This is a genomic window from Aeromonas sp. RU39B (genome assembly GCF_900156095.1).
GTDB lineage: Bacteria > Pseudomonadota > Gammaproteobacteria > Enterobacterales > Aeromonadaceae > Aeromonas.
Genome location: NZ_FTMJ01000012.1, coordinates 54,768 through 77,959, shown reverse-complemented (window position 1 = coordinate 77,959; position 23,192 = coordinate 54,768). Strand labels below are relative to the sequence as shown.

At 56.6% G+C, this 23,192-nt stretch carries 20 protein-coding genes and 2 pseudogenes; 16 read left to right on the top strand and 6 right to left on the bottom strand.

Annotated features, from left to right (window positions below; translation table 11 throughout):
• The first annotated feature begins 276 nt into the window (after positions 1–276).
• From BW958_RS20385 to pstB, 8 genes and pseudogenes are all read left to right on the top strand, one after another.
• Positions 277–945: a hypothetical protein gene (locus BW958_RS20385; RefSeq protein WP_143233108.1), complete on the top strand. Its 669-nt coding sequence runs from the start codon at positions 277–279 to the stop codon at positions 943–945.
• 864 nt (positions 946–1,809) lie between these two features.
• Positions 1,810–2,616 carry an HAD family hydrolase gene (locus BW958_RS15555; RefSeq protein ID WP_076576699.1) on the top strand — a complete coding sequence of 269 codons (807 nt, stop codon included), beginning with the start codon at positions 1,810–1,812 and terminating at the stop codon, positions 2,614–2,616.
• A 134-nt stretch (positions 2,617–2,750) separates the two neighbouring features.
• Positions 2,751–3,521: a DeoR/GlpR family DNA-binding transcription regulator gene (locus BW958_RS15550; RefSeq protein ID WP_076576697.1), complete on the top strand. Its 771-nt coding sequence runs from the start codon at positions 2,751–2,753 to the stop codon at positions 3,519–3,521.
• A 106-nt stretch (positions 3,522–3,627) separates the two neighbouring features.
• Positions 3,628–3,800: pseudogene (locus BW958_RS15545) on the top strand (DUF4277 domain-containing protein); the annotation flags it as partial.
• A 253-nt stretch (positions 3,801–4,053) separates the two neighbouring features.
• Positions 4,054–5,088: a phosphate ABC transporter substrate-binding protein PstS gene (gene pstS, locus BW958_RS15540; protein WP_076576696.1), complete on the top strand. Its 1,035-nt coding sequence runs from the start codon at positions 4,054–4,056 to the stop codon at positions 5,086–5,088.
• 70 nt (positions 5,089–5,158) lie between these two features.
• The gene (pstC, locus tag BW958_RS15535; RefSeq protein ID WP_083687369.1) at positions 5,159–6,148 is read left to right on the top strand and encodes a phosphate ABC transporter permease PstC; all 990 of its coding nucleotides are present in this window, start codon (positions 5,159–5,161) and stop codon (positions 6,146–6,148) included.
• A gap of 10 nt (positions 6,149–6,158) precedes the next feature.
• Positions 6,159–7,007: pseudogene (gene pstA / locus BW958_RS15530) on the top strand (phosphate ABC transporter permease PstA); the annotation flags it as partial.
• Between the two features lie 4 nt (positions 7,008–7,011).
• Positions 7,012–7,812: a phosphate ABC transporter ATP-binding protein PstB gene (gene pstB, locus BW958_RS15525; protein ID WP_256702044.1), complete on the top strand. Its 801-nt coding sequence runs from the start codon at positions 7,012–7,014 to the stop codon at positions 7,810–7,812.
• A gap of 64 nt (positions 7,813–7,876) precedes the next feature.
• On the opposite strand, the gene BW958_RS15520 is transcribed toward pstB, so the two are convergent.
• Positions 7,877–8,833, bottom strand: a complete 957-nt coding sequence (locus BW958_RS15520; protein ID WP_076576694.1) for a LysR family transcriptional regulator — start codon at positions 8,831–8,833, stop codon at positions 7,877–7,879.
• Between the two features lie 137 nt (positions 8,834–8,970).
• Between BW958_RS15520 and BW958_RS15515 the strand changes: the two genes are divergently transcribed.
• The 3 genes from BW958_RS15515 to BW958_RS15505 all read left to right on the top strand — a co-directional run bounded on the left by BW958_RS15515 (position 8,971) and on the right by BW958_RS15505 (position 11,710).
• Positions 8,971–10,119 carry an iron-containing alcohol dehydrogenase gene (locus tag BW958_RS15515; RefSeq protein WP_076576693.1) on the top strand — a complete coding sequence of 383 codons (1,149 nt, stop codon included), beginning with the start codon at positions 8,971–8,973 and terminating at the stop codon, positions 10,117–10,119.
• A 128-nt stretch (positions 10,120–10,247) separates the two neighbouring features.
• Entirely contained in the window at positions 10,248–11,099 is an 852-nt protein-coding gene (locus tag BW958_RS15510; RefSeq protein WP_076576692.1) for an aldo/keto reductase, read from the top strand.
• A 155-nt stretch (positions 11,100–11,254) separates the two neighbouring features.
• Complete coding sequence (locus BW958_RS15505) at positions 11,255–11,710, top strand: DUF2919 family protein (protein WP_076576691.1); 456 nt, start codon at positions 11,255–11,257, stop codon at positions 11,708–11,710.
• Between the two features lie 46 nt (positions 11,711–11,756).
• Here the strand turns inward: BW958_RS15505 and mltA are convergent, their stop codons facing one another.
• On the bottom strand, positions 11,757–12,908 hold the full coding sequence (mltA, locus tag BW958_RS15500) for a murein transglycosylase A (RefSeq protein ID WP_076576689.1): 1,152 nt from the start codon (positions 12,906–12,908) through the stop codon (positions 11,757–11,759).
• Positions 12,909–13,078: 170 nt separating this feature from the next.
• On the opposite strand from mltA, the gene BW958_RS15495 reads away from it, so the two are divergent.
• Positions 13,079–13,330: a DUF1289 domain-containing protein gene (locus tag BW958_RS15495; protein WP_076576687.1), complete on the top strand. Its 252-nt coding sequence runs from the start codon at positions 13,079–13,081 to the stop codon at positions 13,328–13,330.
• 75 nt (positions 13,331–13,405) lie between these two features.
• Here BW958_RS15495 and fruA read toward each other — a convergent pair whose 3' ends face one another.
• Genes fruA through fruB form a run of 3 tightly spaced genes read right to left on the bottom strand, consistent with a single transcriptional unit; the run spans position 13,406 to position 17,189 of the window.
• The gene (fruA, locus tag BW958_RS15490) at positions 13,406–15,121 is read right to left on the bottom strand and encodes a PTS fructose transporter subunit IIBC (protein WP_076576686.1); all 1,716 of its coding nucleotides are present in this window, start codon (positions 15,119–15,121) and stop codon (positions 13,406–13,408) included.
• A complete protein-coding gene (gene pfkB, locus BW958_RS15485) occupies positions 15,118–16,068 on the bottom strand; it encodes a 1-phosphofructokinase (RefSeq protein ID WP_076576684.1) in 951 nt (316 codons plus the stop codon). Before pfkB ends, fruA begins: the two co-directional genes overlap by 4 nt.
• Positions 16,065–17,189 (bottom strand): fused PTS fructose transporter subunit IIA/HPr protein, encoded by a 1,125-nt coding sequence (gene fruB, locus BW958_RS15480; protein ID WP_076576683.1) that lies wholly within the window; start codon positions 17,187–17,189, stop codon positions 16,065–16,067. Before fruB ends, pfkB begins: the two co-directional genes overlap by 4 nt.
• Positions 17,190–17,494: 305 nt before the next feature.
• On the opposite strand from fruB, the gene cra reads away from it, so the two are divergent.
• Entirely contained in the window at positions 17,495–18,478 is a 984-nt protein-coding gene (cra, locus tag BW958_RS15475; RefSeq protein ID WP_076576681.1) for a catabolite repressor/activator, read from the top strand.
• Between the two features lie 238 nt (positions 18,479–18,716).
• Positions 18,717–19,910 carry an aromatic amino acid transporter gene (locus BW958_RS15470; RefSeq protein ID WP_076576680.1) on the top strand — a complete coding sequence of 398 codons (1,194 nt, stop codon included), beginning with the start codon at positions 18,717–18,719 and terminating at the stop codon, positions 19,908–19,910.
• 57 nt (positions 19,911–19,967) lie between these two features.
• Here the strand turns inward: BW958_RS15470 and fbp are convergent, their stop codons facing one another.
• Entirely contained in the window at positions 19,968–20,996 is a 1,029-nt protein-coding gene (gene fbp, locus BW958_RS15465) for a class 1 fructose-bisphosphatase (protein ID WP_076576679.1), read from the bottom strand.
• Between the two features lie 296 nt (positions 20,997–21,292).
• On the opposite strand from fbp, the gene BW958_RS15460 reads away from it, so the two are divergent.
• Positions 21,293–22,900, top strand: coding sequence for a peptide ABC transporter substrate-binding protein (locus BW958_RS15460; protein ID WP_076576677.1), 1,608 nt, complete (start codon positions 21,293–21,295; stop codon positions 22,898–22,900).
• A gap of 137 nt (positions 22,901–23,037) precedes the next feature.
• Entirely contained in the window at positions 23,038–23,175 is a 138-nt protein-coding gene (locus tag BW958_RS20535) for a hypothetical protein (protein ID WP_179078864.1), read from the top strand.
• Positions 23,176–23,192: the final 17 nt, after the last annotated feature.

Sequence of the window (23,192 nt, the reverse complement as noted above, 5' to 3'; positions counted from 1 at the left end):
AACCGAGCTTGAGATGAGCTAAAGGCTGTTATCGCCAAAATGGAAACAGCAAGGCCACTCCTACACCGTACAACTGCTGCGCATTGTTTGGTGTTCTGCTGACGCAGATCGAAGGCCTTGCCTGGGTTGCCACCCTGAACCCGCCTAGACTACCGCCCAAACTCACTTACTCAGTTATCTCGACGGACAACATAGGTGAGTTATCGTCTGATTAATAAGAAATTCACACCTAAATTAGTTCCATTTATAATGGACTAAGCACTGCTGAGGGACCACATGAAATTTTTTGTTGTTTTATTATTAGCAATTACATCATTCGGTTGCACAACCCTCATGAAGGGCTCTATTGATTCCACCCCTGATCCAACATACACTTTCGATAGACATTCACCAGTAGTAGTAACCGTTGTTAGTAGCTCAAAAAACGCTCTGGAATCCAAATATTTCATACACAAAGCTGTAAACGAGCTGAAGAAAAATGGTTTCGATAAGGTCTTTCTTGAGGGCGATATAGGTAATATAAGTGAACCTATTAAATTAGTCTTTTTTATAGATGTGAGTAATAAAACAACATCTTATGCTTATCGTAGCGCTGACTACGGCACGGTTCAAACTGGCTCTTATACTAATTGTAACGCTTATGCCAACCGTATTGGAACGGGGGCTACAGCATATTGCACTACTACTCCAACCACATCTTATCAAATCGTAGGTTACTCTGATAAGGTTGGCTATACAACAGGGCATTTCTTTAATCTGATAGCAATAGACATGCAAAATAAACAAAATGTTTTGTCAGTGGTTGCATCCTCCTTCAATAGTGGTTGCTCTGATGAGAAATTGTATGAGTTTCTATTGGAGCAGGCGATATCTAGGATGAGCCTAGTACATAAAATAAAGCAAGATTTTGAAGTTGAGATGCCTGAAGAATATCAATGTAAATAGTTAATGATTTATATGTAGAAATGTGTGCTTGTTATGATTAAAAGTCATCACCAGTAAAGTCATGTGTACAGATGAATGGTGCTAGAATGACTTCAGATGGACAATTTTACTTGACAGTGTCACTCACCGGATAAAACAAAAAGGCCCTGTCGCAAGACGGGGCCTTTTTGTTTTATCCGGTGATGGGCGGATTGGGCTCGAACCCTGTTCGACCAAACGGAAGGATTGCCGTTTGGGACAGCTGCAAGCTGCCCACAGGGCGAGCGCCTAGATTGCCGAGTCAATCCTGACCGGGGATCACGTCGTTGCGTCCCCATGCATCACTGCAAATCGTCTGGAGTCACATTATGCCGCTCTCACCGTCGCGAGAAGCCCTAAAACATCCTTTGACACGCTGAGTACACCGCAGAAACACATCGTAAAGATTCGAAATGGACACGTATCAACATTTTTCACGCACCACTCGTTCGCTCTCGCATCACCCCAGCTGCAAATTCGCTGACTGATACCGGATTTTCAGACTGGACCCTGCAAGAATTCGGTCACTTAAGCATGCCGTTTTACGGTACCCACTGTCCTCAGCATCATCGCGATCAACACCTAAGCCAGAGTAAACCTACCGAGCTAGTACCGGTGCAGTAGATGTCGCCGCCCAAGCGCTTCCTTAATCCAGCATATGATGGTTGCTGAGTCTCATCCCGTTGACATCCACGTTGAAGAGAGTGGCCTTGGACTGTGGCTACATGAGTAGCGTATGGATGAAATGGTGTTCATATGCATCATTATTGTGTTCATTTATTGACATTTGTGGATATGTGTGTTCATATGTGCCTGTGGATTTACTGATATCTAGACGAGGATACAGTGATTAAGTTGATCATAACGGATATGGATGGCACGTTTCTAAACAATCAGGGCGACTACAATCGTGAGCTTTTCCAAGATGTTGTCGCTGTCATGCGTGACCAAGGGGTGAAGTTTGCGCCCTGCACGGGCAAGCAGGTTGAACGGGTAGAAGAGCTGTTGGGTGAGCAGAGCCGGGATTTCTGGATCCTAGGTGACAGTGCCACTCGCATTAAACATCGGGGCGAGTATGTGTACCAGTCGTTTCTGGATAATTCGTTGGGTCTGGCAATCATCCGTCAATTAGAGAGTATTGCAGGGAATCATATTGTGATTGCTTGTACGCCGGAGTTTGCTGCTATCCGACGTGATACTCCTGAGCCTTTACAGGCCTTGGTTCGCCGCTCTTATGCGCAGGTTAACCTTGTTGATGCTTACGAAGATATCACCTCTGATTTTGTGAAAATCACGGTATTTGATGAAAACAAGCAATGCGCTGTAATTCGTGAGCAGTTATCTCAATTTGACAATTTCGCTTATATTGTCGTCTCTGAGGCTGCCTGGATTGATATTGCCAATGCCGGTGTTCACAAAGGTACAACGGTAGAAATGCTCCAGTCTATTCTCGGTGTGAGCAAGTCTGAGACCATGGCCTTTGGTGACGGATATAATGATATTGAGTTAATGGAGCGTGCAGACTTCAGCTTTGCCATGCGTAACGCATTTGAAGAAACGAAGGTCGTCGCAAATTATGTCACTCGTTCAAATGATGAAGATGCTGTTATGCACACCATTTTGCAGTTTTTGACACTGCAAGAGAAGCGTTAACGAGTTTATTCAAGTGCGCGTGACGAAAGGCGTAACCACTTGAATAATATTGCAATTAAATTTAACAATCGGTGCCCAAGTACCGTCTACTCGAGTTATAATCGGCAAAAAACAGACATAATCAAGAGATGGCAATGGATAATTACTCCCCTGAAGAGCGCTATCAGCTAATCCTCAACTTGCTGAAGTCTCACAGTAAACTGATGGCCGCAGATCTTGCCACGCGTCTTGGTACTACCGAGGCGACAATTCGCCGAGATCTCCGTTTTCTGGCCAATGAAGGGCTGTGCAAACGGATCCATGGAGGTGCGCTCTCTTTAGTTCCCCCTACCGGTACGCAAGAGCAGCGTTTGGAATACAGTAACAATGAAAAACAGGCGTTAGCAATAGCCGCTTTATCGATTATAAAAAAGGAGCAGGTAATATTTTTAGATGCCAGTAGCACCCATATGCTATTGGCTAGTTTATTACCTAACAACATTAATTTAACCGTAGTAACGAACAGTCCAGCAATAGCATCACGACTACTAGAGCGACAACATATCAGGACCATTTTGATTGGTGGCGAGCTGAACTATGCCGTGGGTGGCGCAATTGATATCACTGCTGCCGAAGCGTTAAACAAGTTTCGTTTTGATCTCTGTTTTATCGGGATCTGTGGTTGGTCATCAGACGTAGGTTTCACTGCCATTCATTATCAAGATGGTGAGTTTAAACGTCTCGCCGCGTCCCGCGCGGGCGCTATTGCCATATTATGTACCGATGATAAAACGGAAGCGTTGGGACCTTATCCCTTCTTGCCATCTGATGGTATTGACTACCTACTGTGCTCCCCTAATAACGAAGCAATAAAATCCTATTTCGCCAAGCTGGATTGTTCCGTGATCATCACCAAACTCAGCTAATCGTCAGCCCGTCATTACGCACCTAATGTTTGCTCTTCAGTGCTTGCCGGCGTTAGTCCATTTTGATCTATTACTCCCTTTTGCAGTAGATCATCATGGCCGCGCTTTGCCAAGACGAGAACTGGGGATCGCCCGCATGATTGATGCCTTGCTCCCCAAAACGCCGCCTTTCAAGGTCTCACACGGTGACGCTTTCGTCGCCATGATTTTGAACAGTCTCGGTTTCACAGCAGCACTTTGCATATGTTCCGGCAGTTCTTTGCCAACAAGCCGAGGGAGATCGCCATGGCAATGACCCGTTCACGTCACACCATGCTTCCCCGATCAACGATCGGTCAAAAAAGGCCCCTGTAACCCTCGACACCACCACTCACCGAGCCTCCTCTCCCCGCTCTCAGCGGTTTTTCCTGCCCCTGACATCAATATGAAATATTACTGTCATATTCCTTTAATACTTTAAGCAAAGACTGTGCACGTTCCCCAAGGGTGACATGGAACACACGGGGATTATCCGCTTCTTCAGGAGGATTCAATGTTTAAAGTTGCACGTTATTCGGTTTCTGTTGCTGTTTCGATGGCTCTGTTGTCCACCACTGCATTGGCTGCGGACATCACCGGCGCAGGTGCTTCCTTCCCGGCTCCGATCTATGCAAAGTGGGCGGATACCTATCAGAAGGAGACCGGTAACAAGCTGAACTACCAATCCATCGGCTCCGGTGCCGGCATCAAGCAAATCAACGCCAAGACCGTTGATTTCGGTGCCTCCGACATGCCGCTGAAACCGGAAGTGCTGGCCAAAGATGGCCTGGTGCAATTCCCGACTGTTATCGGCGGTGTCGTGCCGGTTATCAACCTGCCGGGCGTGAAAGCCGGTGAGGTCAAGCTGACTGGTGATGTGCTGGCCAAGATCTTCCTCGGCGAGATCAAGAAGTGGAACGACCCGGCGATCACCGCCATCAACAAGGATCTGAAGCTGCCTGATCAAACTATCAGCGTGGTCCGTCGCGCCGATGGATCCGGCACCAGCTTTATCTTCACCAACTACCTCTCCAAGGTCAGCGAGACCTGGAAGAGCAAGGTGGGCGAAGGCACCGCTCCCCAGTGGCCGGTTGGCGTGGGTGGCAAGGGTAACGAAGGGGTCTCTGCTTTCGTACAGCGTCTGCCGGGTGCCATTGGCTTCGTCGAATACGCTTATGCCAAGCAAAACAAGCTGGCATTTACCCAAATGCAGAACCATGACGGCGAGTTTGTGCAACCGGTGGCGGATGCCTTCGCTGCCGCTGCGGCCAACGCCGATTGGAGCAACCACTTCTATGAAATCCTGACCAACCAGCCGGGCAAGGCGGCATGGCCCATCAGCGGCGCCACCTTTATCCTGCTGCACGGCGTGCAGGACAAGCCGGCTAACGGTAAAGAAGTACTGAAGTTCTTTGACTGGGCTTACAAGGGTGGTGATGACCAAGCCGTGGCACTCGATTACGTGCCGCTGCCGGATGCCACCGTCAAGCTCATTCACGACTCCTGGACTCAGATTAAGGATGGCGCCGGCAAGCCGGTCATGAACTGAGCACCTGAGTTGTAACGGCGGGCCGGGGCGTTCCCGGCCGCTTTTTTATGCTCCTGACCACGAAGATCCAATGACAGAAAAGCGCTCTACTTCCCCGACCGATGTGATGTCAGCCAGCCGCCGCTACCGTGGCAAGCAGCTGATGAGCATGTTGTTTGGCGGCACTGCCGCAGGCCTCGCCCTGCTGGCACTGATTATCCTGGCCAGCATTCTGGTGGCCCTGACTATCGACTCCTGGCCCAGCATCAAGGAGTTCGGCATCGGTTTCCTGTTCTCCAGTGACTGGAACCCGCCGGCTGACAAGTTTGGCGCCCTGATCCCGATTTATGGCACCCTGGTGACCTCGGCCATTGCGCTGATCATCGCCGTGCCGGTGAGCTTTGGCATCGCCATCTTCTTAACCGAGCTCTCTCCGGTGTGGCTGCGCCGCCCGCTCGGTATCGCGATCGAACTGCTCGCCGCTATCCCCAGTATCGTGTTCGGTATGTGGGGCCTGCTCGTTTTCTCGCCCCTGTTTGCCACCTATGTCGAACCGTTTTTGGAAGAGACGCTGGGCAAACTCCCCATCATCGGCGTGCTGTTTGAAGGCCCCGGCATGGGCATTGGCCTGCTGCTGGCCGGGTTTATCCTGGCGATCATGATCATCCCTTATATCGCAGCGGTCATGCGCGATGTGTTTGAAATCACGCCGGTCATGCTCAAAGAGTCGGCCTATGGTCTGGGCTGCACCACGTGGGAAGTGATCTGGCGTATCGTTCTGCCCTGGACCAAAACCGGTGTGATTGGCGGCGTGATGCTTGGCCTTGGCCGGGCACTGGGCGAAACCATGGCGGTCACCTTTGTGATTGGGAACACCAGTTTCCTCTCCTCCCCTTCCCTCTTTATGCCCGGTAACAGCATCACCTCGGCGCTGGCTAACGAATTTGCCGAAGCCTCGCCCGGCCTGCACACCTCCTCACTGATGGAGCTTGGCCTGATCCTGTTTTTGATCACCCTGGTGGTGCTTATCATCTCCCGTCTGATGCTGATGCGCATGACGTCCCGCGAGAACGGCCGCTGAGGCAAGGAGTGAACTGATGAATCTGCATCAACGTCGTTATCTGGTTAACCGCATTGCCCTGACCCTCTCCATGAGCGCCATGGCCTTTGGCCTGGTCTGGCTGGCCTGGATTTTGTTTACGGTCTTCGTTCAAGGGGTCTCCGGACTGTCGCTCAACCTGTTCACCCAGATGACCCCGCCGCCTGGCTCAAGCGACGGCGGCCTGCTCAACGCCATCGTCGGCAGCCTGATCATGGTGGGTATCGGCACTGGCCTTGGCACGCCGATCGGCATTCTGGCCGGGGTTTATCTGGCCGAATATGGCCGCCACAAGTGGCTCGGTCACACCATCCGTTTTATCAACGATCTGCTGCTCTCGGCGCCGTCCATCGTGATTGGTCTGTTTGTCTACAGCCTGATCGTGGCGCGCACCGGCACCTTCTCGGCTTGGGCCGGTGGGATCTCGCTGGCACTGCTGGTTCTGCCGGTGGTTATTCGCACCACCGAAAACATGTTGCTGCTGGTTCCTGGCAGTCTGCGTGAAGCCGCGTTTGCCCTCGGCGCCCCGATGCACATCGTGGTGACCAAGGTGACCTTGCGCGCGGCGCGCTCCGGCATCATCACCGGTATCTTGCTGGCGGTGGCCCGCATCGCCGGTGAAACCGCCCCGTTGCTGTTTACGGCGCTCTCCAACCAGTTCTGGAGCACCGATCTGGGCAGCCCCATGGCCAACTTGCCGGTCACCATTTTCCGTTTTGCCATGAGCCCGTTCGAGGAGTGGCAGCGTCTGGCCTGGGCCGGCGTGTTGCTGATTACCTTAGGTGTGCTCGGTCTCAATATCCTTGCCCGCGTTCTGTTCCGCTCGCAAAAGGTGAACTAATTCCATGTCTCAAACTCATACCATTGCCCAACCCATGATCGATACCGCTGCCGGCAATCAGATTGAATTTCGTAACTTCAATTTCTATTACAAAGACTTCCATGCGCTAAAGGACGTCAACCTAGGGATTGCCAAGAACAAGGTCACTGCCTTTATCGGCCCGTCGGGCTGTGGCAAATCGACCTTGCTTCGCACCATCAACCGCATGTTTGATCTCTATCCCGAGCAGCGCGCAGAGGGTGAATTGCTGTTTAACGGCCAGAACCTGCTCGATCCGCGCATGGACGTCGCCGCGCTGCGCGCCCAGATCGGTATGGTGTTCCAAAAGCCGACCCCCTTCCCGATGACCATCTACGAGAACATCGCGTTTGGGGTGTCGCTGCATGAAAAGCTCAATCGCCGCGATATGGATGAGCGAGTGGAGTGGGCGCTGAAAAAAGCCGCCCTGTGGGAAGAGGTGCGTGACAAGCTTAACCAAAGTGGGCTCAGCCTATCGGGTGGTCAGCAGCAGCGTCTGTGTATCGCCCGTGGTATCGCCATTCGCCCGCAAGTACTGCTGCTTGACGAGCCGACCTCTGCGCTCGACCCCATCTCGACGGCCCGTATCGAGGAGCTGGTCGATGAGCTCAAGCACGATTTCACCATCGTGATCGTGACCCACAACATGCAGCAAGCGGCGCGGATCTCCGATTTCACCGCCTACATGTATTTAGGCGAGCTGATCGAATTTGGCATTACCGATCAGATCTTCCTGCACCCCAAGCTCAAGGCGACCGAAGATTACATCACCGGGCGTTTCGGCTAACCGATCATCTGACGTCTCTATGAGGGCCGGCGCATTGCCGGCCTTTTTTTGTGCCACAGTATCGTCAAGCTCTGCCGTGGTGCCATGCCTGCTCGAGCTCCTCACGGGCTAATACGTAAGCCCGATTGTCCACCAGCCGCTCCACCGTCAGGTCGATAAACTGGCGCACTCGCGCTGGCTGCGCGGCGCGACTGCCGTAATAGAGATAGAGACTGTAGATATCGGTGATGTGATTAAGCAGCAGCGGCACCAGCCGCCCGGCACGGATATGGCTCGCTGCGGTTGGCGCGGCCAGCTGGCCGATCAGCTCCCCAGAGAGCACGGTTCGCAGCTCAAACGCCTCGTCATTGGTGCAAAACGCCGGACGCAGCAGCAGATCCTGCACCGAATCCCCCACTTTGACCTGCCACGGAATAATCCGCCCATCGGCAGGGCGGCGAAAGGCGCTGCAGCGGTGACGCTCGAGCTCGCTCAGCGAGGCGGGTTCGCCGTATTTGCGCAGATACGAGGGCGAGGCGCAGATAATCAACTGCATAGGAAACAGACGACGGGCAATCAACCCCTCCTGCGGCGAATGACCTAGGCGAAAACCGACATCCAACCGGTCTTCCACCCAATTACCGATACGGTCATCAAGCTGCACGTCCGGGCAGACCTCGGGATAGAGGCGGCAATACTCATCCAGGATCGGCCCGATGATGGGTTGCAGTACAGTGCGCGGACCGGCAATACGCAAAGGACCGGCAAACTCCTCACGGGTCTGCCGCGCCCCCTGCAAGGCGTGCAGCAATCCAGCCAGCGAAGGCTGCACGGCTTCCAGTAATCGCTGCCCCTCTTCGGTCAACGCCATGCTGCGAGTCGTGCGATGAAATAGCCGGATCCCCAGATGCTGTTCAAGCTGACCGAGCGCCTTGCTGGCCGCTTGGGGAGAGATCTGCTGGGCGCTGGCGGCCCTGCTCAGGCTGCCAAGCTCCACGGTGCGCACAAAGGTGGTGAGCGAGCGCAGTTCATTGATGGGCATACCATCCACCGTTGAATTTACATTGTTTGGTTGTAAATGATTCAACGGATTTGGCAATAGTTCAATGATTATCCTATCGCTAAAGTACCGCTCCAGAGACAGACACACCGTCTGGCGACACAACCCAGGTGACATCCATGGATAACTTCGTTTTCTTCAATCCCACCAAGATCGATTTTGGTACCGATAAAGAGCTGCAGATTGGCCAGCATCTGGCCGAGCATGGTATCACCAAGGTGCTGCTGGTCTATGGCAGCGAGCGCATCAAGCGGGACGGACTGTTTGCCAGGGTGGTACAGAGCCTGGAAGCACAAGGCATTAGCCATGTCGAGTGTGGCGGCATCGTCAGTAACCCGGTGATCTCCAAAGTACGCGAAGCCATTGCACTGGCCCGAATTCACCGGGTAGACGCCGTGCTGGCCGTGGGCGGTGGCTCGGTGCTCGACAGCGCCAAGGCCATTGCTGCCGGTACCCGCTATCAGGGCGATGTGTGGGATCTGTTTGTCGGCAAAGCGACCATCGAGTCGGCCCTGCCGGTGTTCGACATTCTGACCCTGGCCGCCACCGGCAGTGAAATGAACAGCGGCGCCGTAGTCACCAACGAAGAGACCCGCGAAAAGTTTGCCATCGGCTCAGTACACACCTTCCCCAAGGTCTCCATCGTCAATCCGGCGCTGATGCAAAGCGTCTCGCGCGACTACCTGGTCTATTCGGCGGCCGATATTATCGCCCACTCTATCGAGGGCTATTTCACCGCCTCCGTGCAGCCACGTTTTCACTCGCGCATGGTCGAGGCCATCATCAACACCGTGATCGAAACCACTGAAACCTTGCTGGCCGAGCCGGGGGATTATGCCGCGCGCGCCGAGTTTGCCTGGGCCTCAACCCAGGCCCTCAACGGTTTGATCTATGCCGGGACCGCAGGCTTTAGCTACCCCAACCACATGATTGAGCACTCCCTCTCAGCCCTGTTCAACGTGCCGCATGGCGCGGGGCTGTCGGTGATCATGCCAGCCTGGATGAAGTGGTATCAGTCGCACAATCCGGCCCAGTTCGATCGTTTTGCCAAACACATATTTAGCCTTGATAGCGGCGCCGAAGGGATTGCTGCCCTAGAGAAATGGTTTGACAAGATTGGCACCCCGACCCGCCTCTCCCAACTCGGGATCACGGCTGCCGATCTGCCCGCCACCATCGACAATGTGCTCAACAATGCCAAGTGGTTTGGTATTGCCGGCATCTATGACCGTGAGGTGATCACCACCATCCTCGGCAACGCCCTGTAAGCCCCTCGCCCGTTGCCCTTTCTTGGCAGCGAGCGGTTCACGAACACTCCCCCTAACCTGTCATGGCGGTTGGCCAAATCTCGGTGTCAATCGCCTATACCCTTTGTCACAAACACAGTGGAGAACCCATGCTTACTACCACGTTAAATAACGGTGTGGTCATGCCCATGCTGGGCTTTGGCGTCTACCAGATGAGTGATGCCGCCGAGTGTGAGGCGGCCGTCAGCGAAGCACTGCGCGTTGGTTATCGCCTGATTGACACAGCGGCGTCATACGGCAACGAAGAAGCCGTTGGCCGGGCTATCGCCAAAAGTGGCATAGCGCGCGAGGAGATCTTTGTTACTACCAAACTGTGGCTGACCGATGCCGGCCAAGAGAAGACCCGCCGCGCCTTTGAGCGCTCTATGGCGCGCCTTGGGCTCGACTATCTCGATCTCTATCTTATCCATCAGCCTTACAATGACGTGTTTGGCGCTTGGCGCGACATGGAGGCGCTGCAGGCCAAGGGACGCATTCGTGCTATCGGCGTGAGCAATTTTCATCCAGATCGGGTGATGGATCTCATCATGCACAGCCATACCGTACCAGCCGTCAATCAGATAGAGACCCACCCCTTTCACCAGCAGAGCGCAGTGGCCGAATTTTTACGCGATAACGGCGTGCAAATCGAGTCGTGGGGGCCATTTGCCGAAGGGCGTAACAACCTGTTTGGCAATCCTCTTTTAAGCGGACTGGCCCAAAAACACGGCCGCAGCGTCGCCCAGATTGTACTGCGCTGGTTGCTGCAACGCGGGGTGGTTGCCATTCCCAAATCGACCAATGCCGGGCGCATTGCCGAGAACTTCCAGGTGTTCGACTTTGAGCTTGATGCCGTCGAGATGGCCACCATCGCCACGCTGGATACCGCTACCAGCGCCTTCTTTGATCACCGGGATCCGGCGCGGGTGAAATGGCTGAGTGAGGCAATTCGCCCAAGTTAGCGCAAACATGAGCACTTGAAATACGCACAGCACTGACCTCTCGCCCGGCAGGCACCGCAGGTCGGGCGTTGCGCAATAGAGAGCTGACAGCCTTCTGGCTTGGGTTACCGGTAGCGCGTCCCCATATGATGGTTATCACTCTGCCGGTTCGACCCATGACTGTTTATCCCGACTATCGCTATGATCGCCATGGACAGCTGATCCCGCCCTTCTGGTTCTGGCCCATCGCGATATTACTCACCCGCTCACTGTGGCTGTTTGTGATGGCGGCGGCGAGCCGTGGCAGCGGCGCGGATATGCTGGCACTGCTCTACCCGGATCGCACCGCCCTTTATCTGGCCATGGCCAGCGATCTGCCCGCCGCACTGGCGCTGCTGGCATGTGGCAGCGGGCTTGCCCCGTGGCGTGCCTGGCTGCGCCGCCAAACCCGCACGTTGATGCTGCTCTCCGCCATGATGGGGCTGGCGCTGCAACTGTTGAGTCTCAATCAACTGCAGTGGGCATTTAGCTGGCCCAGTGCCGGCGTACTGATTGGCTCACTTTGGGCATTGCTTTATCTGGCTAAAAGCCGGGAGCTGCGCGATTACGCCCGCGATCGACCGAGCCAATAGCCCTAACAAAAAACCGCCCGAAGGCGGTTTTTGTTAGGAAAAGCGCTTAGTACGCCCAAGGCGCTGCGGTCGGTCCGTTGTTAAGACCGAGCTTCCATACCCGGCCAAAGTGCTTGTAGTGACCCGCTGCGACGCCCTGTTTTTCACCCATGCCGTGATACAGGTCGAGGTGACCCCCCTTGACGGCGCCACCGGTATCGAGCGCGAGCAACAAGCGCAGCTCATAGCGACCGGTAAAGTTGCCTTGCGCATCAAGCAGCGGCACTTCGGCCAGCAGCGGCGTGCCCATCGGGAACAGACGCTTGTCAGCGGCCACCGATGCCATGCCCAGCAGCGGAATACCGGCCGCCCCCACTACTTCGTTACGCACCTTGGGCTGAAAGAAGACATAAGAGGGGTTTTGCTCGACCAGCTCTTTAACCTCGCCTTCCGAGCGGCTGTTGGCCCACTCCTTGATGGCCTTGAGGGACATCTGCTCCTTGCTCACTTCACCACGGTCAATCAGCACCCGACCAATGCTCACATAGGAGTGGCCGTTCTTACCGGCATACCCCAGATATTGCATCTGGTTGGTGTCGCCATAGTGAATAAAGCCGGAGCCCTGAACGTCCATCAGGAAGTTGTCGATAAGGGATTTGCTGTAACCGAGCTCCAGTCCACGGTGGGCCAGTGCACCTTGGTGAATTTCCGCGCGGGTCGGGCACACACCACCACAGTTGGGCATGGCGTAGATGGGGTATTTATAGACCGGATCCGGGCGGTGACGCACTTCGAGGATCGGCGAATAGTAGCCGGTAAAGAGCACGTTACCACGCTGATCAGCGCCGCCCATCTGCGCCATGCTCACGCCAAAGCGCGGCAGGTCGGCCGGATGGCCGCCACTGGCAGCCCAACGCTGGAGGGTGCGGTAGAGCTCACCATAGCGCGCCGCCATGCGGCTCGAGCGCTGCTCTACCAACCGGGTTTGCGCCGCAAACAGGCGATAGTTGCCGGGACGGTTGGTGTTGGGGCGAGAGACGGCGTTTAGCTCGGCAGGCAGCACACCATCGAGGTATTGCCGACCAAGGTTCTCCTGCTCGCAGTTTAGAAAGCAGCTGGTCTGCTTTGATTTTACCGGCTTGGGGTGCGACGGCCCCCGATCAGCACACCCGGCACTCAACAGTGCCAATACCACGCCCCATCCCCACTGCTTATTCATACGTCCTCATACAACACCACTGACAACTCTGGCCGGCAAGATGCCAAAAATACCCCTACAAAGCAAACGACCTGACAGGAAATTCATCCTTGTGCGACAACAACCGGAGCCGGGTCCGTTACAAGCGCTCGCCATTGGGTTATACCTTGTGCAAAGCGTGGAGGTCGGTGATGGAGCAGCTAGAGTTCTTCCCCCTGTCCAGCCCCTGCATCGGGGTGTGCGAGCTGAACAATCGCGGTTACTGCAAAGGGTGCCTGCGCAGCCGTGACGAGCGCTTTCGCTGGCAGAGTATGACACCGGCCGAGCAGCGCGATGTGCTGCGCTTATGCCGGGCCCGGCGTGCCCGTCTGCAGGCGGCCGCCCGCAAGCACGAGGGGCTCGATGAACAAAGCAATGGCCCGCAGGCCAGCTTCGATCTGTAACGCTCGCATATGTCGAGCTAAAAAAGGAGGGCAGCCTGGGCTGCCCTCCTTGCGTTTTACTGCGTGTGATTGTTATTAGGCGGAGGCCAGCTTGCCAGCAGGTTGCTCGGCACGCTTGAGCATGGCGTAGCTCACGCCGGTCAGCAGAGAGCCTGCGGCGATAGCAACAACATACATGGCCAGGTTGGTGATGGCGTTCGGGATGAACAGCACGAAGATACCACCGTGCGGAGCCATCAGTTGGCAACCAAACAGCATGGAGAGTGCGCCAGTCAGGGCACCACCGATCATGCAGGACGGGATAACACGCATCGGGTCCTTGGCTGCAAACGGAATGGCACCTTCAGAGATAAAGCACAGACCCAGTACGAAGGAGGCCTTGCCAGCTTCTTGTTCGGTCTTGATGAACTTGGCACGTGCCAGGAAGGTAGCGATACCCATACCCAGTGCCGGCACCATACCGGAAGCCATCACAGCTGCCATCGGGGCGTAGCTTTGGGAGGCCAGCAGGCCCACACCGAAGGCGTAAGCGGCCTTGTTAACCGGACCACCCAAGTCGAAGCACATCATGGCGCCGATGATGATACCGAGCAGCACTGCATTGGCAGAGCCCATGTTCTTCAGGAACTCGGTCATGGCGGTCATCACGTTGGCAACCGGGCCACCGACGACGTAGATCATGACAAGACCGGTGAACAGGCTAGCCAGCAGCGGGATGATCAGGATCGGCTTGAGCGCTTCTAAGGTCGCCGGCAGACGGATCTTGTCACTGAGGAACTTGGCGCTGTAACCGGCCAGGAAACCGGCCACGATGCCACCGAGGAAACCGGCGCCCAGCGAGCTGGCCAGCATACCGCCGATCATACCCGGCGCCAGACCCGGACGGTCAGCAATCGAGTAGGCGATGTAACCGGCCAGAACCGGGATCATCAGAGCAAAGGCAGAGCCACCACCGATCTTCATCAGGGCTGCGGCCAGGGTGCCCTCTTGCTTGAACGCTTCAATACCAAACACGAACGACAGAGCGATGATAAGACCACCGGCCACCACCATCGGCAGCATGAAGGACACGCCCGTCAGCAGGTGCTTGTAAGGACCGGCCTTCTCTTCTTTCTTCACGGCGGTGCTGGCACCAGCACTGTGGCGATAGACGCTGGCTTCTTGCCAGGCCTTCTCGATTTCGGCACGGGTCTTTTTCAGGGCGGCGCCAGTGCTGGTGCGATAGACGCGCTTGCCATCGAAACGGGTCATGTCCACTTCGATGTCGGTCGCCAGGATCACCAGATCAGCGGCTGCAATTTCAGCGGCAGTCAGGGCGTTTTGTGCACCTACCGAACCTTGAGTTTCAACACGGATGCTGTAACCCAGTTGCGGCGCGGTGTTTTCCAGCGCTTCGGCAGACATGAAGGTGTGAGCCACGCCAGTCGGGCAGGCAGTGACAGCCACAATCTTCTTGCTGCTGACCGGCGCAGCCGCCTTGACCACGTGGGTGTAGGTGGCAGCTTGGGCGCTGGCGCTAGCCAGTACCGCAGCCGGATCCTGCACTGCTTGGTCGATGTCGGCGCGATACAGACGCTTGCCGTTGACGCGGGCCAGATCCAGCTCAGTGCTGGCGGCGACCACGATCAATTCAGCCGCAGCGATATCAGCATCGGTCAGGTCAGCGGCTTGGCCCTGGGCCACAGCCTTGACTTCCCAGCCTTGCGCCTTGGCGGCCTGCTCCAGACGACGCGCGGCGAGAAAACCGGTCGCGATGCCCGCTGGGCAGGCCGTCATAATGATTGCTTTCATGGGGCATCTCCTTGGGTCATAAGTTGTGTTACGACAACACGTTCCATCATGGGCGACAGTTGTTCACGCCCGGCAAAACCGACTGCCACCTGGCTCACGGCCAGCGCGGAGGCTGCAGTCGCCAGGCGAACCGTCTCCTCCTTGGTCAGTCCCTGCGCCAGCCCGTAAACCAGGCCAGCCACCAGCGAGTCACCGGCTCCGACGGTGCTCACCACTTGCATACGCGGCGGTACCGCGCGCAGTGTTCCTTCTTTGCTAAACCAGAGCAGACCACGGCTGCCATCGGAGATGACCACCAGCTCAACCCCTTGGCCACGCAGACGCGCGGCACAATCGGCCTGATCGGCATCGGTTTCGATAGCGCGACCGGCCCACTGCCCCAGCTCTTCGCGGTTGGGCTTGACCAGGGTCGGGCCGGCTTCCAGACCGGCACGAAGCGCCGCGCCGCTGCAATCGAAAATCACCTTCTTGCCGCTGGCCTTGAGGCGCACGATCAACTCGCGGGTGAATTCCGGCTCGACGCCCTTGGGCAGGCTGCCGGCCAGCACGAACCAGTCGTGATCCAGACAGAGCTTGTCGAGGGTCGCCAGCAGGCTCTCGCGGGCCTTCTGATCGACGGTCAGTCCCGGCAGGTTCAGATCAGTGACCCGGCCGCTGGTTTCAGCAATTTTGACGTTGATACGGGTTTCGCCATGAACGCGGACAAACGCATCCTGCAGCCCCTTGCGCTCGAACAGTTCGACAAAGGCACTCTGGTTGCCTTCACCGAGCCAACCGGTCACGGTCACGTCGCAGCCCAGATCTTTGAGCACCATGGCGACGTTGATCCCCTTGCCGGCGGCACGCAGCGATGCCTGCTCGACCAGATTGACCTCACCGGGCTCCAGCGCTGACAGGCGGGCGGTCAGATCGAGAGCCGGGTTGAGGGTGATGGTGGCAATTTTCATTCTGCAGCCCCTTCGCCCAGACCTGCGGCGATGGCTTCACCAATCCCTTGCAGGGCGGCCTCGGCATCGGCACCGCTGGCGCGAAATGCCAGGCGATGACCGCACTTAACGCCCATGCCAATCACCTTCATCAGGCTCTTGGCACTGACCTCTTCGCCGTTGCCATCGAGGTTGGCGACGCGAATGTCGGCTTCATAGTTTTTGGCAGCCTTGACCAGCACAGCGCCCGGACGGGCGTGCAGGCCGTGGGGGTTGATGATGGTAAAGGTGGCGCTGACGCCATCGGCTGCAGCCGGGGCAGCAGACTCAGCCGCGGCAGTTGCCTTGGCTTGCAGCAGGGAGAGACCGTTGTCAGCAGCCAGCTCGGCAATGCGGCCGGCAGCCATCAGGTCCAGCAGACGCTCGAGCTGGGCTTCATGGCCCTGCCCCTTGGCGCACAGCAGCAGCACGGCGCTGGCGTTATCCTGAGTCTGCTCGGCGCTGGCCAGCACCCAACCCGGCTGGTTAGCGTGGGTACGGGAGAGCCATACACCGGCGCCCAGATGGAACGGAGCTTGCTCAAGCACATCGGCCACGCTGGCGGCGTCGATAAGACCGGCGCTCTTGGCACGGGCGGCAGCCGCCAATACCAGCTCGTCACGACTTTGGGCCGGGAAGCGGGGCAGTGCCAGGAAGGCCTGCTCGGCCGCAACGGCTTCACCGCTCAGCACGCGTACGATGTCGTTAACATCTTGGGTACTACGCAGACGGTCGGCGGCCTGCTCGTCACCCAACACATGGGTCAGCTGGCGCAAAATACCGAGGTGCTCGTCAGATTTTGCCGCAATGGCGATCACCAGATAGGCTTTCTGACCGTCGTCCCATTCGACCCCTTCCGGGAACTGGGCAACCTGAACACCGGTCTGGCGAACCAGATGACGGGTATCGGTGGTGCCATGAGGAATGGCGATGCCATTGCCCAGGTAGGTCGCGTGCTGGGCTTCACGAGCCTGCATGCCCGCCAGATAGCCCGCTTCCACCAGTCCGGCTGCCTCAAGACGACCGGCCAGCATGGCAATCGCCTCGCCTTTGTTGGCGGCGCGCTGGCCCAGCAGGATCTGTTCAGGTGCCAAGGTCAACATAGGTTCTCTCCATCGTTATCTAACTGAATGTCGGTTCATACCGGAGTATAGACGTCCAACAAAAAAGTGGCTGGAACGTTTCAGCTTCCGGTTCAGCAAAAGGGAATCGTCTCGATTCCCTCTGCTTTCCCCGTCACACTTTCGGACTTTTTTTACCGGCTGAAACGCTGACAAGCTGAATCGTTTCACTTACACTCAAGACTGAATCGTTTCAGCGATTTGATCAAGCCCAACAGCGGATGACATTCCAATGGTATGATCGGGCGCACAATTTTCAGCAGTCCAACAAGCCAGGTGAGGTCAGAATGAAACTGGAAGAGATTGCGGCGCTGGCTGGGGTGTCGCGAACCACCGCCAGCTATGTGATTAACGGCAAAGCCGAACAGTACCGGATAAGCCAGGCCACCCGGGACAAGGTAATGGCCGTGGTCGCTGCCCACCACTATCAGCCTGACAGTCGCGCCGCCTCCCTGCGCGGTGGTCAGACCCGGACTCTCGGTTTCATTCTGCCTGATCTGGAAAACGCCAGTTATGCCAAACTGGCCAAGCGTCTTGAGCAAGGGGCGCGCGCCGAAGGCTATCAATTGCTGATCGTCTGCTCGGAAGATGAGCCCGATACCGAGCGAGAACTGGCGCAAATGCTGCTGGCCCGCCACGTCGATGCCCTGCTGGTTGCCAGTTGCCTGCCGGCCGATGATCCTTGGTATCGCCAGCGTCAGGCCGAAGGGGCATGCATCATCGCCATCGACCGGGCGATGGATCCAGCCCACTTTGTGTCGGTCGCCAGTGAAAATCGCAAAGCCTGCGAAGAGCTGACCCGCTCCCTGCTGACCCCGGGCTTGCAAAGCATTGCCCTGATCACCGCCATGCCTGATCTCACCATCAGTGAAGAGCGCCGTCAGGGTTTTGTGCAGGCACTCGAGGGTCATCCGGTCAGTATTTGGGAGTGCGCCGGCGCCCACTTTGATCGGCGCGAAGGCTATCGCCTGATAAAGAGCCTGCACGAGCAACAAGGCGCGCTGCCGGCCGCGCTGGTCACCACCTCTTACATTTTGATGGAAGGGGTACTCGACTATCTGCTGGAGCAGCCCAAAGAGGTGGCCGCGCTGGCCATGGCCACCTTTGGTGATGATCGCCTGCTCGATTTTCTGCCGATCGGCATCAACTCCCTCCCCCAACGTCACGACGAAATTGCTGCCCAGGCGCTCACCCTGGCACTGGGCTCGATCAGCGGCCACTATCCGGTCGGGATCCACGCCATCGAGCGGAGCCTGCGCCGCCGCCACTAAGGCCTGCACCGCAATTTCCCGAGCTGTGACGCCCGCCTTGTGCGGGCGTTATGTTTTCTTGCCAGCCGTGAAGACAGAGCTATCTCACCGTTAACCGCTGAGGGTTGCCAAGCTGGACAGCTTAATTTACATTGGCAACCCATTTTTACAGTCAACTATTCCAACAAAGATAGCCTTGTCAGTGGGTTTACCTGAACTGCCTTGGTCAATCACACGATTCACGCTGTACGGACCACACATGCACTCGAAAACTTTTGGCTCGACCCTGCTTATCGCCGGTACCACTATCGGTGCCGGTATGCTCGCCCTGCCGCTGGCGGCGGCCCCGCTTGGCGGCCCGATCACCCTGGCCCTGATGGTACTGCTCTGGCTATTGATGGCCTATACGGCGCTGCTGCAGGTGGAGGCGAGCCTCACCACCGGTCACACCCATCTGCATCAACTGGCAGAGCACCTGCTTGGCAAAGGGGGACGGCTGCTTGCCGCCGCCTGCATGGTGATGCTGTTTTACTCGCTCTCGGCGGCCTACATCAGCGGCGGCAGCGGCCTGCTGGCCCAAGCACTCACCCAGGCCGGTCTGCCACTGGCGCAAGGTCCGGCCGCCTGGCTGTTTACCCTGCTGTTTGGCGGCATGGTCTGCATCGGAACTCGTCAGGTCGATTACCTCAACCGCCTGATGTTTATGACCAAGCTGGTGATCATGGCCGGCGTGTTGCTGCTGCTCTTGCCGCGCATGGAGGGACCCCATCTGCTGGCGCTGCCGCTCGAGCAAGGGGTGGTGCTGGCCGGGTTGCCGGTGATCTTCACCTCGTTTGGCTTTCATGGCTCGATTCCGAGTGTGCTGCTCTATCTGGGCCGCGATGCCAAGCAGCTGCGCCGCGTCTTTATGTGGGGCTCGGCCCTGCCGCTGATTGTGTATGTGCTGTGGCAAGCCGCCATTTTAGGGCTGCTCGGCCAGCAGAGCCTGCTGACCAACGGCGGTACGCTGGAAGGATTACTGATGAAGGTGGGTGCCATCATCGACTGGGGCGCCTTTACCCAGGCCATGCACCTGTTTGCCGACCTGGCGCTGGCGACCTCGTTTCTCGGCGTCACGCTGGGGTTGTTTGATTTTATCGCCAAGGTGCTCAAGCGCCGTGATGATGCCAGCGGTCGGGTGCAGACCGGTCTGATCACCTTTGTGCCGCCCCTGCTGTTTGCGCTCTATTTCCCGCAAGGTTTTATCATGGCGCTCGGCTACGCCGCCATTGCATTGGCGGTATTGGCGGTACTGCTGCCGGTGGCGCTGGCTTGGCAGGCGCGCAAGGCACCGGAGCAAGGCAACTACCGCGCGCCTGGTGGCCATCTTGGTCTGCTTGTCGCCGCCATCTTCGGCATGGTGATTATCGGCGTGCAACTGGGCGTCTCGGCAGGCTGGTTACCCGCCCTGTAAGGCGAGTAGCTTAACAAGCAAAAGGGCCGCAGATGCGGCCCTTTGTCATGACAGCTTTTACGCCTTAGGCGCTTCGTGCATCGAAAACTCGCGCATAAAGGCTTCGGCACGCTCCACCATCTTGGTCGAGCCCACAAAGTAAGGGGTACGCTGGTGCAGCGCCGTCGGCTCGATATCAAGGATGCGGCGAAAACCATCAGTTGCCTTGCCACCGGCCTGCTCAATGAGCAAAGCCAGCGGGTTGCACTCATAGAGCAGGCGCAGCTTACCCTTGGGCGAGTTGGTGCCGGACGGATAGATATAGATGCCGCCCTTGAGCAGGTTGCGGTGAAAATCCGACACCAGCGAGCCGATATAGCGGGCGGTATAGGGGCGATGAGTCGCCTCGTCGAGCTCCTGGCAGTACTTCAGGTACTTCTTCACGCCATCGGGGAACTTGATGTAGTTACCTTCATTGATGGAGTAAACCTTGCCCTCTTCGGGAATACGCAGATTCTCGTGGGAGAGGCAGAAGCAGCCGATGGACGGATCGTAGGTAAAGCCGTTAACGCCATTACCGGTGGTGTAGACCAGCATGGTTGACGAGCCATAGACCACGTAACCGGCGGCAACCTGACGGCGACCCGGCTGCAGAAAATCTTCCAGCACCACCGGCGAGCCGGGCGGGCTGACGCGGCGATAGATAGAGAAAATGGTCCCGACCGACACATTGACGTCGATGTTGGACGAGCCATCAAGCGGGTCAATCAGCACCACATACTTGGAGTGGCGGGCCAGGTCGGTGTCAAAGGCAACAAAGTCCTCCTCTTCTTCAGAGGCCATGCCGCACACCTCGCCACGGGCCATCAGGGCGGCTTTGAAGCGCTCGTTGGCATACACGTCCAGTTTTTGCTGAACTTCGCCCTGGACGTTCTCTGCCCCAACCGAGCCAATGATATCGGCTAACCCTGCCTTGTTGATTTCGCGGTTTACCACCTTGGCGGCCAATCGGATGGAGCTCAGCAGTGAGCTGAGTTCACCGGTCGCAGTGGGGTACTCGGCCTGTTTTTTGACGATAAATTCACCGAGCGTCACCATGTTTTTCATCATATATCCCTTAAACGTGCATCATTGGCATAAACAAGTAGACACAGCCAAAAGAAGAGCCACCCGTGTGGCAGTGCAATGTAACCAAATGTAACGCATCTTTTCAGCTTTTGGCAGTGAAATAACTCATCTGAAACTGTCTATTTTACCACCACTCCTTGACAAGCTAACCAATCATTTTCCCTGTAACACTCCCCATTTAGCGGGACTTAATTTGCGCCGTGAGCTTTGTGCTTGAGAATCCGCTCGCGTTGGAGGCACACTCAGACTCGGAAGCAAACCAACAAGGACATGTTATGAAATTTCTCTCCCTCGCCGCAGGAGCGGCATTGCTATTTTCATCGTTTCTCAGTGCCGCCGACGAGGTGCTGTTACCCCCCGACCAGCAGGTCTTTATTCGCAACATCGGCAGTGAACCCGCCTCCATCGATCCCCAGCTGGCCGAAGAGTCTGCTGGCAGCGACGTGATCAACGATCTGTTCGAAGGGCTCTATCGCCTCGATGAGCAAGGTAAGCCACAGCCAGCCGGCGCCGTGAGCTATCAGGTCGATGCCAGTGGCACCGTCTATACCTTTGCCTTACGGCCCGATGCCAAGTGGTCTAATGGTGAGCCGGTCACCGCCGCCGACTATGTGTATGGCTGGCAGCGGGCCGCTGACCCAAAAACCGCCTCTAACTACGCCTGGTTTATCGAGCTGATGGGGCTTAAAAATGCCGGCGAAGTGACCCGTGGCAAGCTGCCGCCCAGTGAACTGGGGGTCAAGGCCATCGATGAGCACACCTTGCAGGTGACACTGTCAAAGCCGGTCTCATTTTTTCTCAAAACGCTGGCTCACTACACCACATTCCCGGCCCCAAAAGCGACCATCGAGCGCTATGGTCAGGAGTGGGTCAAGCCCGGACACATTGTCTCCAATGGCGCATTTGTGCTAACCGACTGGACGCCGAACGAGCGGCTGATTGCGGTGCGCAATACCCACTACTGGGACCAGGCCCATACCCGGCTTAGCAAGGTTATCTATCTTGAAATTGTTTCAGATACAGCCGCTTACAACCGCTATCGGGCCAACGAGGTGCACTACACCCCCTACCCGCTCGATCAATACGCGGCTATAAAAAACAGCACGCCTAACGAGCTTATCAGCGTGCCGATCCTCGCCAGCTACTATTACGTCTTCAACACCCAGCGCCCCCCCTTCAATGACGCACGGGTACGACGCGCTTTGTCGCTGGCCATCGACCGAGAACTCATCACAGATAAAATACTCGGTCAGGGCCAAATTGCCGCCTACAGTTTCACGCCCCCCATCACCGACGGTTTCAATCTGAAAAAACCGGCCAGCCAGCTGATGAGCAAGGCCGAGCGCATTGCCAAGGCCAAGGCGCTGCTGACTGAAGCCGGTTATGGGCCCAACAAACCGCTGACGGTGGAAATCCTCTATAACACCAACGAGTCACACAAGAAGATTGCCCTGGCGGTCGCCTCGATGTGGAAACGGGCGCTCGGGGTAGAGACCAAGCTCAACAACATGGAGTGGAAATCACTGGTGGCAGTGCTCAATAACGGCAACTTTGCCATCAGCCGCTATGGCTGGAATGGCGATTACAATGATGCCTCCACCTTCCTCGATATTCTGAGCAGTACCAGTAGCGCCAACAGTGGTAAGTGGAACAATCCGCAATATGATGCCCTGCTGGCCAAGGCCCATGACTCACTCGACGCAGCCGAGCGCACCCGCCTCTATCAACAAGCCGAGGCCCTGATCGATCAGGATGCACCCATTGCACCGGTCTACTTCCTGGTCAAATCGCGCCTGCTCAAGCCCTCGGTGAGGGGTTATCCGCACGGTAATCCGATGGATATCGTCTACAGCCGCACCCTCTATCTGGTCGCCACCAAGTAATACCTATGCGGGAGAGGGCCCCTCTTCTCCCGCTCATGCATGAGCTGCCTCTGCGCTCTTATTGGAATGAACGTTCATTTTACATTCACCTTTGCGTGTTACGGTGGCCACTTCTTCATCCCACACAGGAGGCATCGATGAGAGAGTCCATCCGTGAAGAAGTGGCGCTGATGCGCCAGCTGCAGCAACAACGCACAGAAGAGCAAGCGAACAGTAAGTGGCGCAAACGCGTCAGTGAACACCGCCGCCGGATGAGCAAGTCGCAGCAGGCATGAAGACACCCTCAGGCAAG

Coding starts and splice junctions, on each gene's coding strand:
- pstS (WP_076576696.1), top strand. CDS start 4,054: ATGTTTAAAGTTGCACGTTATTCGGTTTCTGTTGCTGTTTCGATGGCT.
- BW958_RS20535 (WP_179078864.1), top strand. CDS start 23,038: ATGAGAGAGTCCATCCGTGAAGAAGTGGCGCTGATGCGCCAGCTGCAG.
- cra (WP_076576681.1), top strand. CDS start 17,495: ATGAAACTGGAAGAGATTGCGGCGCTGGCTGGGGTGTCGCGAACCACC.
- fbp (WP_076576679.1), bottom strand. CDS start 20,996: ATGAAAAACATGGTGACGCTCGGTGAATTTATCGTCAAAAAACAGGCC.
- BW958_RS15515 (WP_076576693.1), top strand. CDS start 8,971: ATGGATAACTTCGTTTTCTTCAATCCCACCAAGATCGATTTTGGTACC.
- pstC (WP_083687369.1), top strand. CDS start 5,159: ATGACAGAAAAGCGCTCTACTTCCCCGACCGATGTGATGTCAGCCAGC.
- pfkB (WP_076576684.1), bottom strand. CDS start 16,068: ATGAAAATTGCCACCATCACCCTCAACCCGGCTCTCGATCTGACCGCC.
- BW958_RS15550 (WP_076576697.1), top strand. CDS start 2,751: ATGGATAATTACTCCCCTGAAGAGCGCTATCAGCTAATCCTCAACTTG.
- BW958_RS15505 (WP_076576691.1), top strand. CDS start 11,255: ATGACTGTTTATCCCGACTATCGCTATGATCGCCATGGACAGCTGATC.
- fruA (WP_076576686.1), bottom strand. CDS start 15,121: ATGAAAGCAATCATTATGACGGCCTGCCCAGCGGGCATCGCGACCGGT.
- BW958_RS15510 (WP_076576692.1), top strand. CDS start 10,248: ATGCTTACTACCACGTTAAATAACGGTGTGGTCATGCCCATGCTGGGC.
- fruB (WP_076576683.1), bottom strand. CDS start 17,189: ATGTTGACCTTGGCACCTGAACAGATCCTGCTGGGCCAGCGCGCCGCC.
- BW958_RS15460 (WP_076576677.1), top strand. CDS start 21,293: ATGAAATTTCTCTCCCTCGCCGCAGGAGCGGCATTGCTATTTTCATCG.
- BW958_RS20385 (WP_143233108.1), top strand. CDS start 277: ATGAAATTTTTTGTTGTTTTATTATTAGCAATTACATCATTCGGTTGC.
- BW958_RS15470 (WP_076576680.1), top strand. CDS start 18,717: ATGCACTCGAAAACTTTTGGCTCGACCCTGCTTATCGCCGGTACCACT.
- BW958_RS15520 (WP_076576694.1), bottom strand. CDS start 8,833: ATGCCCATCAATGAACTGCGCTCGCTCACCACCTTTGTGCGCACCGTG.
- BW958_RS15495 (WP_076576687.1), top strand. CDS start 13,079: ATGGAGCAGCTAGAGTTCTTCCCCCTGTCCAGCCCCTGCATCGGGGTG.
- pstB (WP_256702044.1), top strand. CDS start 7,012: ATGTCTCAAACTCATACCATTGCCCAACCCATGATCGATACCGCTGCC.
- mltA (WP_076576689.1), bottom strand. CDS start 12,908: ATGAATAAGCAGTGGGGATGGGGCGTGGTATTGGCACTGTTGAGTGCC.